General features: G+C 35.1%; 12 protein-coding genes. 8 read left to right on the top strand and 4 right to left on the bottom strand.

The genetic code is table 11. The features are described 5' to 3' along the window. Nucleotides 1-209 precede the first annotated feature (209 nt). The 6 genes from V4T18_RS01470 to V4T18_RS01445 all read left to right on the top strand — a co-directional run bounded on the left by V4T18_RS01470 (nucleotide 210) and on the right by V4T18_RS01445 (nucleotide 6503). Nucleotides 210-1058 carry a flagellin N-terminal helical domain-containing protein gene (locus V4T18_RS01470; protein WP_332645744.1) on the top strand — a complete coding sequence of 283 codons (849 nt, stop codon included), beginning with the start codon at nucleotides 210-212 and terminating at the stop codon, nucleotides 1056-1058. 341 nt (nucleotides 1059-1399) lie between these two features. Then, nucleotides 1400-2353: a tyrosine recombinase XerC gene (locus V4T18_RS01465; protein ID WP_332645742.1), complete on the top strand. Its 954-nt coding sequence runs from the start codon at nucleotides 1400-1402 to the stop codon at nucleotides 2351-2353. A 139-nt stretch (nucleotides 2354-2492) separates the two neighbouring features. Beyond that, nucleotides 2493-2648 carry a transcriptional regulator gene (locus tag V4T18_RS01460; RefSeq protein ID WP_332645739.1) on the top strand — a complete coding sequence of 52 codons (156 nt, stop codon included), beginning with the start codon at nucleotides 2493-2495 and terminating at the stop codon, nucleotides 2646-2648. A 3-nt stretch (nucleotides 2649-2651) separates the two neighbouring features. Next, nucleotides 2652-2819: a transcriptional regulator gene (locus V4T18_RS01455; RefSeq protein WP_332645736.1), complete on the top strand. Its 168-nt coding sequence runs from the start codon at nucleotides 2652-2654 to the stop codon at nucleotides 2817-2819. A 207-nt stretch (nucleotides 2820-3026) separates the two neighbouring features. Then, nucleotides 3027-4559 (top strand): methyl-accepting chemotaxis protein, encoded by a 1533-nt coding sequence (locus V4T18_RS01450; RefSeq protein ID WP_332645734.1) that lies wholly within the window; start codon nucleotides 3027-3029, stop codon nucleotides 4557-4559. Between the two features lie 231 nt (nucleotides 4560-4790). Then, entirely contained in the window at nucleotides 4791-6503 is a 1713-nt protein-coding gene (locus tag V4T18_RS01445; RefSeq protein WP_332645732.1) for a putative bifunctional diguanylate cyclase/phosphodiesterase, read from the top strand. A 136-nt stretch (nucleotides 6504-6639) separates the two neighbouring features. Here the strand turns inward: V4T18_RS01445 and V4T18_RS01440 are convergent, their stop codons facing one another. After that, nucleotides 6640-7995 carry a nucleoside-diphosphate sugar epimerase gene (locus V4T18_RS01440; RefSeq protein ID WP_332645730.1) on the bottom strand — a complete coding sequence of 452 codons (1356 nt, stop codon included), beginning with the start codon at nucleotides 7993-7995 and terminating at the stop codon, nucleotides 6640-6642. A gap of 275 nt (nucleotides 7996-8270) precedes the next feature. On the opposite strand from V4T18_RS01440, the gene V4T18_RS01435 reads away from it, so the two are divergent. Beyond that, complete coding sequence (locus V4T18_RS01435) at nucleotides 8271-8723, top strand: nucleoside deaminase (protein ID WP_332645728.1); 453 nt, start codon at nucleotides 8271-8273, stop codon at nucleotides 8721-8723. 55 nt (nucleotides 8724-8778) lie between these two features. Here V4T18_RS01435 and V4T18_RS01430 read toward each other — a convergent pair whose 3' ends face one another. Further along, nucleotides 8779-10056, bottom strand: a complete 1278-nt coding sequence (locus tag V4T18_RS01430; protein WP_332645904.1) for an MFS transporter — start codon at nucleotides 10054-10056, stop codon at nucleotides 8779-8781. A gap of 182 nt (nucleotides 10057-10238) precedes the next feature. On the opposite strand from V4T18_RS01430, the gene V4T18_RS01425 reads away from it, so the two are divergent. Continuing rightward, nucleotides 10239-11111, top strand: coding sequence for a DMT family transporter (locus V4T18_RS01425; RefSeq protein ID WP_332645727.1), 873 nt, complete (start codon nucleotides 10239-10241; stop codon nucleotides 11109-11111). Nucleotides 11112-11168: 57 nt separating this feature from the next. Here V4T18_RS01425 and V4T18_RS01420 read toward each other — a convergent pair whose 3' ends face one another. Both V4T18_RS01420 and V4T18_RS01415 read right to left on the bottom strand, forming a co-directional pair. Continuing rightward, nucleotides 11169-12173 (bottom strand): hypothetical protein, encoded by a 1005-nt coding sequence (locus V4T18_RS01420; RefSeq protein WP_332645726.1) that lies wholly within the window; start codon nucleotides 12171-12173, stop codon nucleotides 11169-11171. A 122-nt stretch (nucleotides 12174-12295) separates the two neighbouring features. Then, complete coding sequence (locus tag V4T18_RS01415) at nucleotides 12296-12751, bottom strand: N-acetyltransferase (protein WP_332645724.1); 456 nt, start codon at nucleotides 12749-12751, stop codon at nucleotides 12296-12298. Nucleotides 12752-12974: the final 223 nt, after the last annotated feature.

Genomic DNA, 12974 nt, shown 5'->3' with positions numbered 1-12974 from the left:
AAAAGTTGATTTTTTTCGCTATAATAGTTTTTTTGCTATATCTACTTTATAAAAATTATGAAAGTATACCTGCGTACCTTCAGTCGATTTTTGCTTAGTTCTATTTTAGAGCTAGGCTTTTTTATATTAGTATTCACTAATATTTTATTGGAATAGAGTTCATTATATAGAACATTTTACCGATAATATAATTGAGAGGGGGTGCTAAAATGCGTATTGGGGCATGGTATGCAACCGGGCTATCTATGTATAGTCATTACCAACGTAATATGAATGCAATGAATAAAGCATTACTTCGCATTTCTACAGGGTATCGAATAAATAGTGCTGCGGATGATCCGGCCGGGTTAGCTATTTCAGAAAAAATGCGCGCACAAATCAGGGGATTGAATATGGCGAGTAAAAATATTCAAGATGGCATGTCTCTCATCCAAACGGCTGAAGGAGCGTTAAATGAAACGCATGCAATTATTCAACGAATGCGTGAATTATCCGTTCAAGCTGCAAATGACACATTAACTGATAGTGATAGGGAGTTACTTGATTTAGAATTCCAAGAGCTAATGAAGGAAATTAATCGAATATCCTCAGACACTGAATTCAATACAAAACCACTGCTAAATGGTGATCATGCAAATAATCCAATAAAAATACAAGTCGGAGCAAATAGTGGACAATCGATTGATGTTTTTATTAACGGCATGGGCGGTGCAGCAATTGGATTAGATGGCTTGAATATTAGAACGAGAGAAAATGCAGAGTCGGCTATGTCTGCTTTAGATGAATCATTAAAAAGAGTATCAAAAGAACGTGCAAGTTTAGGAGCTTCCTATAACCGTTTAGAGCATGCCTATAATGTTACAGAAAATACAGCAGAAAATTTAACGGCTGCTGAATCTAGAATTCGAGATGCAGATATTGCTAAAGAGATGATGAATATGACGAAGGCGAGTATTCTCATGCAGGCAACAATGTATGCAATGTCGTTGCACAGGCAACAAGCATATTCTATTTTACAGCTGCTAAATCCAAAGATAGAGAAAAGGTATTATTTTTAAAATTTTGCCAAATACGATTGAATAGAAGGGTTATAATAACTTGAAAAAATTTAATAACGTCTCAGGCAGAGATTCCTTTTAGTATTGTTATTTTTTAGTAGCATGCAAAAGGAATCTTCTTTTTTATCTTGAAAAGTGCGCTTTCTGAAATGTGCTCTCAGACGATTCGAGATGGATAACTATACGTGAAAGGATATTTCGATGCTTCTGAATGCGATTTTAACGATAGGGAACATATGTTCTTATTTTAGGTCGGTTTATTCTAGAAATCTTAATAAAGTTCCCAAATATGAATTTGGGAACCTTTTTTATGCTAAAATATAGAATGAAGAGGTGACAACATGACACAAGGTAAGCTACCAAAGATTTTAAAAGACTTTTTAATTTATTTAACTACCATCACAGGGAAATCTCAGCGTACAAGGAATGAATACCAATATGACTTAGTGTTAGTCTTTCGATTTTTAAAGGCTGTTCAGGAGGATCTACCAACGAATGAAATACATAAAGTTGATATTTCAGATATAACTATTGATTGGATAAAGGAGCTTTCATTAGAAGATCTTTACTTATTTTTAGAATATTGTGAGGTACAGCGTCAAAATTCAGCAGCAGCGAGAGCACGTAAAGTTGCAACGTTAAAATCTTTTTTTAAATACTTGAAAGGAAAGCGAAGACTAATTGACGAAAATATTGCAGAAGAATTAGAAGCACCAAAGCTAGGGAAGCGTAAACCGGTTTATTTAAATATGGAGGAGGCAACAGTATTTATTCATTCGATAGAAGGTCGTCTACATAGCAAACGTGATTTATGTATGATGATGTTCCTATTAAACTTAGGCATTCGGGTGACTGAGCTATGTTCATTAAATTTGAATTCAATTCAAGATCGAAAGGTAACGGTTATTGGGAAAGGGAATAAAGAACGGACAGTATATTTAAACGATGCATGTATGACGGCTCTTGAAAGCTATTTAAAGGAACGTCATATTTTTAAAGGGAGCGGAGAGGAGCCTTTATTTGTTTCTCAAAAAGGTACACGTCTAACTCGACAAACGGTTGCTAAAATCGTGAAGAAAATAAATGTTGCCGCGCTGCAAAGAGACAACCTAACACCTCATAAGCTAAGGCATACTTCAGCAACAATGATGTATAAGGCTGGAGCAGATATCCGAAGCTTACAGCATATTTTAGGTCACTCTAGTGTAGCTACAACACAAATATATACACATATTGAAGATGAGCAAATTCAAGAAGTAATGAACAATAATCCTTTCAATAATTTAATTATGTAAACTAAAAGCCTGTATGCTACTACAGGCTTTTAGTATTATAAAATTTTTCAGAATATTTGTTGACACTCAAGCTAATCTGTACTATATTAAATACATAAATAACAATCTGTTATAGTACAACTGAATGGGGGATAATAGTATGTCAATTTATCGTGAAGGATATGAAATCTATTTAAAAAAATGTGAGCAATTCGGACTTGAGCCAATCAACTTTCATTATTATGTAATTCAATTATCGCAAGAGCAGTTAAATGCTTATAATGAACAAGCACGTAACTCGAAAGGAAGTAATTAAAGAATGACAGATTATCGCCAAGCTTATGAACACTACAAACAAGCATGTGAGGAGCATGGGTTAGAACCAATTAATTTTCATTATTTTATTTTGAATTTATCTCAAGAGCAGTTGGATGCCTATAATGAACGGGCCCAACAGAAAAGAGGTCAGGATGAATACGCCAGCTAAAATTGCCGTCACTTAGCAACCTTACTGATTAATAAATCATGTAAGGTTGCTTTTGTTTTTGTAGGATTTAATTTTCGAAAGTTACTTTTTACGTATTCCGGAATATTTTTCTTTATTGTTGAGCATTATTATGCAACAATAGGACTAAATGGGATATATGTTCAAAATATAGAACTAATGATAATTTGCTTAGAAAGGGAGTTTAGAATGGTTCATAATAAGCAGCTCAGTCAAAATAAATTAATGCTAATGCTCACACTGTTTGTCGTATTGTTATCTGTTGTCATTCATGTACTACACCGCTATTTTAATGTGTTAGAAACGTATCGTTCTCTTCAAGGAATAGCAACAGTAACTGGAGGTTTACTCGTTCTATTAAATTTCATTTTTATTATACCCATCATTTTATTCGCCATAAGCGTAGCCCTGTATTATAAGAATAAGTATCACAGTACGTTACCAGTGCTGTTAACACTTACATTAACAGCGTCTAGTGTGTCAATTATTGCTGGTGGGAATGGTTTAGTAGAATATCACTTTTCTATTTTTATGGTATTAGCCATTATTGCTAGTTTTCAAAGAATCTCTTTAGTAATCTACAGTACGATTATTTTTGCGATTCATCATTTTGCTGGTTATTTCTTTTTCCCACAACTTCTATGTGGAACAGAGGACTATCGATTTTCATTATTGATGATTCATGCAATCTTTTTAGTAGCTACTGCGGCGGCTACAATTGTTATTATTCGAAATGGAAAGGCTCGAGAAGCCCTTCTAGCAAAAGAAACCCAAATTGCGGAGCAACAGTTAACAGAAGTCATTCATGAAATGGAAGCAGAGGGTGCCCAGTTAAAAGAATTATCAATCGTGTTAACAGGCGGATCATCACAAGCAGCTTCTGCAAGTCTAAATATATCAAATGCCTTACAAGGGCTAAAAGCAACTACGGATGAAGAAGCAGCTGCTATGAATCAAGCAATAACGCAGAATAATGAAAATATCCAAAGATTCCATGCGATTCATGAAAAAACAGAGAGAGTTGCAATTCAAGCTAAAAATAGCCTGACGAGGGCAGCTTCTGGCAAGGATAGCATTCATGCGATTACTGTGCAAATGGGGACTATTACAACGACAATACAGTCTATTAATGAGTTAGTGGATACTTTAGCAGATCAGTCTTCCGAAATTACGAAATTATTAAATGTCATTCATAACATTTCTGAGCAAACACAATTACTTGCCCTAAATGCATCAATTGAAGCTGCACGAGCTGGAGAGCATGGAAAAGGCTTCTCCGTCGTTGCTTCAGAAATTCGGAATTTAGCTACAGGAACACAAGCATCAGCAAAAGAAATTAATGAAGTGATGGACTCTATTCAGCATCAAATTGCTACAGTAGCAAAAAAAATGGATCTTGGAATGAATGAAATCTATCAGGGGAATGAATCAATTCAAACAACAGAGGCTACGTTCGACTCGATTGTAAGTACAATTTCAGATGTCGAGCAGCATATCCTATCTATTGCCGAATCTACTGACTATTTGATTTCTCAAACCGTTCAATCAATGGAATTATTTAATAATGTAGCTCACACAAACAATCTTACAGTAAATAATATTGCAGTAATATCTAATTCCTCTGTCGATCAGTATCATTCAGTAGAATCTTTAAATGAAGCAATCACAACATTAAATAAAATTGCAGACGGTATGTACAGCCTAATTGAGAAAATTAAGTAGTAATGATAAGCTGCCATGGATATCTCATAGCAGCTTATTATTGCTTTTGTAGAAAAAATATTCATTATGTAGAATTTTGTCTTATTTAATCGAATAATATTGCCGATATATATTGTAAATAAACATTCTCTAGCAATATAATGGGAATGAGAATAAAAAGTAGTAATTTTCACCAATAATTATCTGATTCTATAAATTTGTAGTAATGCTATTTCGAATGGAGAGAAAGCCATGCTAGATTATAGTTACTCTAAAGTTTTGGAAGTAATGGACTTATCATTATCAGAATTAAAGGATTTGAAAGCAGCATTAGACGAGTCTGCAATTGTTGCTGTAACAGATCATAGAGGTACGATTACTTCTGTTAATGATCGTTTTTGCGAAATATCAAAATATACACACGAAGAATTAATAGGTCAAGATCATCGAGTTTTAAACTCAGGTCATCATCCTAAATCTTTTTTTCGTGAGATGTGGAGAAACATTGGTAACGGGAAAACGTGGAATGGCGAAATTTGCAATAGAGCAAAGGACGGCTCATTGTATTGGGTACAAACGACTATTGTTCCTTTCTTAAATGAAAAAGGTAAGCCATATCAATATATTTCTATCCGTACAGATATTACTGCACAAAAGAATATTAAAAAGATTACGTATATCGCTTATCACGATGATTTAACAGGTTTGCCAAATCGCAGAAGTTTATTAAAACGATTGGAAAATGAAATTATAAACAACTATCGTAACAGCTCTAAATTTGCGTTACTCCTCCTAGATGTTAATCGTTTTAAAAATATTAATGATGGATTAGGGCATAAAGCCGGCGATATGTTTCTAATAAATATTGCGGACAGATTAGCAGCAATTGATATTGGAACAGAATCATTTTATCGATTAAACGGAGATGAATTTGTTTATGTATTAAATGATATTTCTAGAATGGATGAAATGGCCAATAAGATAATGGCGGTATTCAACGAGCGTTTTACATATTATGATTACGAATTTTATTCAAGCATTAGTATGGGGATTAGTATTTATCCTGACCATGGTGAAAATGCGACAAAATTATTAAAGCATGCGGATACAGCAATGTATGAAGCAAAAAAATATAAAGGGAATAGCTGCCTATTATATAACGAGAATATGAGCGGCATGAATGATCAAGGGCTACTCCTTGAAACAAAGCTTCATCAAGCACTTCGTGATAATTCCTTTGAGCTATATTATCAGCCAAAGATGAATATTCAAAAAAATAAAAAGGTAGGGATGGAGGCGTTAATTCGTTGGAATGATCCTGAATTAGGTTTTGTACCACCAAATCATTTTATCCCTTTTGCAGAAAAATGTGGTCTTATTTCTGACATAGGTGAATGGGTTTTACGAAATGCGTCCATGCAAGTAAAAGAATGGAACGAAAAATATGGCACGGATTATCGAATGGCCGTAAATATTTCACCGCGCCATTTAGCAGAAAATACATTCGTATCGAGACTAAAGGAGATCATTAGCGACGTAAGAGTAGATCCTAACCATCTTGAAATTGAAATTACTGAAATGAGCATGATGGATCAAAATGATGACCTTATTAATAAAATTCAAGAAATCAAAGCAATGGGGATTCTAATTGCTATTGATGACTTTGGAACAGGGTATTCATCTCTTAGTTATTTAAAGCAATTTCCAATCGATTCTTTAAAAATTGACCGTTCGTTTATACAGAATATAGGTAATGAACCTTCTGGAGTAGCAATGGTATCTGCAATTATCGCGTTAGCCCATGCCTTAAATTTAACGGTTGTAGCTGAAGGTGTAGAAGAGTTCGAGGAGCTTGAAATTTTAAAGGAACAGGCATGTGAATATGTTCAAGGATATTATTTTAGCAAGCCTTTAAATGCTACAGATTTCTCAAAATTAATTGAAGAGGGATTAGTTCAACTATAAAAAAGAGCGAGATAATGTCTCGCTCTTTTTACTGTTTTTGTTACGTAGAACTTGGCAAGCCCAGTCACTTCATTGTCCTTCGGCGAGCGCTAAGCCTGATAATATGAGTTGATTTTAACGTTTTAATAGTATATTTTTATGGTTCAATTAAGTTTTGTAGAGATAAAAATTCTTCGTCATCGATTAAATCATTGTACATATGAAGTAAATGGCTATCCACCATAATTGTATCCTTGTGTGTTAAGTAGAGTGCCTGAGTTAAATGTCGAATAACAAGCGGAACCGGTTGCTGATGGTTAAATCGGTTCATATACTTGTTTACGAATTCCTCTGAAAGATAGCATAATGTATTATTGCCTAAAGCATAAAAGTCAACATATTTGATATGTGAGGATAGGAAATCCTCTGTTAAATGGGGATTCGTTTCACAAATCATCGTCCAATTTACCTTGTCACGATAACGGTGTATCCAATGTGGTGCTAGTGTCGTGCATATAAGCTCACGCTGAATTGCATTAAAAGACTCAAATTTAGCATCCATCTCTTTATTGGATTCTTTTTTATAGCCTAAAGAATCATATTGCTGACAAGCTAAGGAAGGAATTCCCTTCACTAAATGCTCTCCGCCAATCCATTTGTTAGTGCCTAAATCATATTGGAAGAACTGTAAGTCTGCCGTTTCAGTTTCTTCAAATGGGATGATAAATTCATCAATTTCTTCATCAACCACGTCATTTTCTAATAGAACTCTTAGCTCGTTAGCAAGACTAGGCTCAAGTTGTGAATAGATAAAGCTTCTGAATGACTCCGAAAGTCGATTCAATACACTATAATTTCCTGCTAGCATTTCAAAATTTACGTTATCAAGATGCTCAATCAAATAACTTTCCGATAAATAAGGATTTAAATAACAAATAACATCAAAATCGATATACGGTAAATAAGGCTTCAAATCATTGGGATGAATTTGAGCTGTTTTATAGCGCCATTTTGCATATTCAGTAATAAAGCTGGGATCATACTGAGGATGCTTGTGTAAAATCATGTCGGTATCAACTTTTGTAACGATTGATTTAATATACGACGGTATGGACTTCACATCAAAATTATCTGGGAAGGCTAATGCCTGAAACTGTTTTTTATATGGGTAGCTTTTCTTTTTTGCCGGATGTGTTGGGAAGCTATAAGAGCCAACAGAACCGCGCTCCTCTAATAAAATATACGCTAGCTCCTGCTTTTGATCCTTTGTTAAACGAACATGCTTTGGGAATTTTACAGAGGCAAAGTACGTTATATTATCCATATCATAGAAAAATTTATAATCGCCTTCAGCTGTAAATTCCTTTTTATCGTTATTTTTTCGCCAATAGAGGAGCGCACCATGGATTGACTCATAATTAGAAAAGATAATATTGGCAATCGAGAAAATATTGTGGGATAAAGATTCATCATATACAACTTTAATAAATTCTATTTTTTTTATTTTCAGCATAAATTACCTCCGAAGCTACTTCTTAATACTAGTATAACGAAAAATGTACAAGAAAGTAGGATTTTGGCTCTGAATAGGAATAATATTTAGAGATTTATGATGAAAATATGAAGCGCTGTTCCTTAAAAGAATAAAAACTCTCATCCTTGCCCACGCTGCGGGGGAAGAGCATACCCATATTATTAAATACTCTACAATAATTGTGATAGATGTATGGATAAAAGATCAAAGGTGGTGATAATATAGTGGAGAATACGCTGGAGGAGGAATGGAACTTGAATCGTTTTATGGAGAAGGCTGTACAATTGGCCATTCAAAATGTGCAGGAAGGTGGACAACCATTTGGCGCGGTATTAGTAAAAGATAATAACATCATCTCAGAGGGTGTGAATGAATTACATAAGGTACATGATGTGAGTGGTCATGCGGAGTTACTTGCCATTCGCCGCGCACAACAGCAGCTGCAAACCAATGATTTATCAGGATTTACGATGTATGCTAGTGGAGAGCCGTGTGCGATGTGCTTAACAGCCATGTATTTTGCGGGCATCGATGAAGTATATTATGCTCAGTCTGTGGAGGATGCAGCACAAGCTGGACTCGATAAATCCGGTTTTATTTATCAAGAATTAAAAAAAGATAAGTATGAACGTACGATGAGCATTAGGCAAATGCCTTTAAAGGACCTTGAAAAAAGTCCAATGACCTTATGGTTAAATAAAGGGTAAATTTAAAAGGACCAAAAGAATTTGCTTTTTGGTCCTTTTTAGTGCCATTTTGTGACTATTCAGAAGCAATTCCTTCCGCTCTGTTTACAATTTCCTTCTGCTTTTCCTTTATGGAAAGCACGCCAATTAATCCAATAATCGAGAAGAGTACGGGGATAAAGAAACCGTAAAAATATCCGGTATTTAAACTCGATGTGGTTTGAAAGTGATCTAACACCGTTCCAAAAATACTAGGAAGTAAAACAGCACTTAAAAAACCACCTGTATTTGCAAATCCAGAGACAATGCCCGAATCTTTTATCGAAAAGGATTGGCGGGCAAGAGCAAAGGTTAACGCACTTGCACCGTATCCAAAGCCGACAATAAAGAATAGTAGAAAAAGTAAAAAGAACGGTGGGTGACCTTTCCATAAAAGAAATGAAATCCAACCAAGTAACGTCGTCATATGAACAATAATATACGGTCTTTTTATCATTTTTAATCGACTTGAAATCCAGCTAATCAACGGGGCTCCAACTAGTGCTCCAATTAAACCAATCATAATGAGCTGACTGGCATCAGAACGATTCAATTCATACACATTCATCCCGTAAGGCACAGCCCAAGAACTGATAAATCCAACATAGCCCCCGACAACGCCAAAGTGACAAAAGAATAAAGCCCAAGCTTGCCGATTTGAAAATATTCTTCGTAGTAACACCGCTATTTTTTCGTGCTGTTTTTCATTAGTGTGTGGCGCTGGTTCTCTCAGTCCTAGCCCTTTTGGTTTTTTTTGTAGAACAAAATAAAGGGCGATTCCACATAAGCATAAGACTAGACCTGCTGAAAAAAAAGCAGTACGCCAACCTAGAAGGTCAATCCATGCCGAAAATGGTACAGTAGCTAATAGGAAACCGAGACTGCCGGTCATTCCCGTAAAACCAATTAAGCGAACAAATTCATTCGCCTTAAACCACTGACCTAAAATTAGCACCATATTCACCCAGATCGTCGCATCACCAGTGCCAGTTAGTATTCGAGCAAAAAAAAGAACGTATTCATTTGTACCAAAGCTGTAGATGATCGTCCCTATCCCTGTCAGGATTGCGCCAAAAATGAGGAAATAATTAGGTCCAAAACGATCAGCTAATATCCCCATTGGAACTTGTAAACCGGTATATACAAAAAATTGTATACTTGTTAGCAATCCTATCGTTGCAGCCGATACTTGAAAATCTGACATTACTTGTTCAGTAATCAAACCAGGAGCTGTTCGCTGACTGGCCATGATTAAATAAGTAAATAATACTGTAGAGAATACCACCCATCTAAAGCGACTATTTTGCTTATCCAGCGACCCTCACCTCTGACTGCTTTTATATTCATTATATGATTCTAATGTATACAGTTAGCACAGCAAAGACTAGTGTTGAATCCTTATGCCTTAATGTGTATATTAATTACATGAGAAAACAACATAAAAGGATGTCCAATTTATGATTTGTTGTATTGTTACATATAGAGAGAAGGGTTTTTATGAGGAAATATAAAGGTGAGCTGTTAATGCTCATTACCGCTGTTATGTGGGGGAGCGGCTTTGTTGGTATGGCGATTGGCTTAGAGCATTGGAGTGTAATGCAGCTAATGGCGCTCCGATTTACATTAGCAACAATTCTCTTAGCCGTTATTTTTAATAAAAAGCTACGGCTTATTTCTAAAAGTGTATTTTGGAAAGGTTCAATTCTAGGGACAATATTATTTATTGCATTTGCTTTGCAAACATTGGGACTTGAATATACAACTCCATCGAAAAATGCATTTTTAACGGCCATAAACGTAATCATTGTCCCAATAATTGCGTACGTCATATATAAAAGGCGTTTTGATCGATATGAAATTCTTGCGGCATTCATTGCAATTGTCGGGATCGGCTTCTTATCGTTACAAGGTTCCTTTACTATGAATTTAGGGGATATATTATCGATTCTATGTGCTGTTGCTTTCGCATTTGATATTTTTTATACGAATGTTTTCGTGAAAAAAGAAGATGCCTTAGCACTGACGATCGTACAATTTTTCACAGCTTCAATTTTAAGCCTGATTGGCGTACTAGCTTTAGGTGAAATACCAACTTCCGCAAGTACAGAAGGCATTGTAATGATTGTCTATCTGGCTGTATTTTGTACGCTCGTTGCCTATGCTTGCCAAAATATCGGTATGCAATATGCAGATCCAACAAAATCTGCGTTAATCTTATCAACGGAAGCCATCTTCGGTACACTATTCTCGGTGGTCTTATTAAGTGAGGTTTTAACAGGTAGAATGATTTTAGGTGCCTGCTTAATCTTTATTGCTATAATTGTAGCAGAAGTGAAGCCAAGCTTTAAAAAATCAATACAGAACGCGTAATCAATAAAAACTAGGTATCGTCTATTGGGCGATGCCTAGTTTTTTGATGTTTTGCCTTTATACTTCTTCTTGAAAATAGATTTTATAAAATTTTCGGTTAGAGGCTTCGTCATACCCGACTTCAATAAGTTCATTTACTTCCTCGATATTTTGAACATTCACCTGTATTTCAATGTTGGAATCGAGTTTTATTTTACGTTTATAGCTTTTTTCTACCTTGGCAATTGCACTTTCAGAGATTACAGTTTCAAATGGTTTTACGGAATTTACAATAACATCCTTTTGCACAGCATCTGTCTTTTCAAATACCGAATCGATATAAGCATTCACTTGAAAGGCTTCCTCATTTTTAAAATAATCCAGTGTCTTATTAAGAAAGCCGAGTTTTTCCGTGTTTGAAAAGCTCTCTTCTTTTAAAATGTATTTTTTGCACTCTGTTAATGCTAAGTTTGTATTATAATAATGCTCATCCGACACCTTAATTTTTAAAAATCGTTCCTGCCAGTAGACAACATCTTCTTTTCGCTTTGTTTTAATAAATACAGCAGGGGGTGTGTCCTTACCCATATCGACGATAATAGCCAAATTATTGACTTTCTTTACATTAATGCCGTCGATGCCAGCCACAACCATTTTATCCTGCTCATTTTTAACATCTAAAAACATTTCTCTTTCTTCAATTTTACTAATAGCAAGAACCTTTTTGATATCCGTTGCCATCATACAATTGTCGAATAAGCCGATAAATAATTCGCCATTTTTTATGTTTGGATGATCGGATACACTTTGTAAATGAGAGGCAATTGCTTTAGATTGTTCTAGAAACAGATTGGGCTCGTCAAAAATCCTCTTTACATATGTAAACATCTCATTTAATTCGAGCTCTGTTTCATGGAAAAATTCATAAGGTTGCTCCCAGTCAATTTTGCTGAAGGCCAATTGTGCAAAGGCTGCCTCTAGCATCACTTCAGGCTGTGAGAATGCTTCGTCTCCTAGTATAAGCTTGTCACCAACGTGGTGGACAATATATCGTAATAATTTACTTTCGCTAACTTCTAGCATCACGTTCACCTACATATTTATGATTTAGAAAGTTTACCATACCATATTCACTAGACACACATCTAGTCCGAAAATAAAAAGGCGACCACCAAGCAAATGATGTCCTCCTCAAATCTATAAATCTAGTTTAATTGAATAACCATCGCTGTCTCATCACAGGCAAAAAATTTAGGACAGCCTAAGCAATCTTTACGTACCTTTTGTGGAATCGTTTCTTTCTCGATAATATAAAAGCTCATTTTTGTAAAGAATTCTATTTGATATGTTAGCGAAATCATACGTTCGATTCCTAGCAGCCTCGCGTCATCCACAATTATTTGAGTAAGCTCCTTGCCAATTCCTTTCCCTTTATGATTTTCAGAAACAGCAAGAGAACGAATCTCGCTTAATGATTCATCATAAATATATAGGCTACCTACACCGACAACTTCATCTTCTTCTACTGCTACATAGAAGCTTAATAGATCCTCACAAATTGACGTATGTGTTCGAATCAATAATTGCCCTGTCTTCGCGTATTGCTCAATTAAGTGATAAATCCCAGGTACATCAGCTACCTTTGCTTTTCTTATCTCCATATTTTATATCCACCTTACCATTCGATGTATTTTTAATCAATTTTGTTTATAATTATAAGTTATTATGTGCAACGGTTTTTGTCAATTCAAATTTTTCTGGTAATATTAAAGGTGAAAAATAAAGAACATTGTGCGAAAAGATTGGTTTGAGAGATAGTATGTATACGGAAGTTTGAGCATCATCTTGTTTTAAAAAGACTTTATAGCATATAATAAGATGAAG

Source organism: Lysinibacillus sp. 54212 (assembly GCF_036662795.1).
In the GTDB taxonomy this organism is placed as follows: domain Bacteria; phylum Bacillota; class Bacilli; order Bacillales_A; family Planococcaceae; genus Lysinibacillus_B.
The sequence above is the reverse complement of the archived record's forward strand: the minus strand, read 5'-3'. Positions and strand labels throughout refer to the sequence as shown.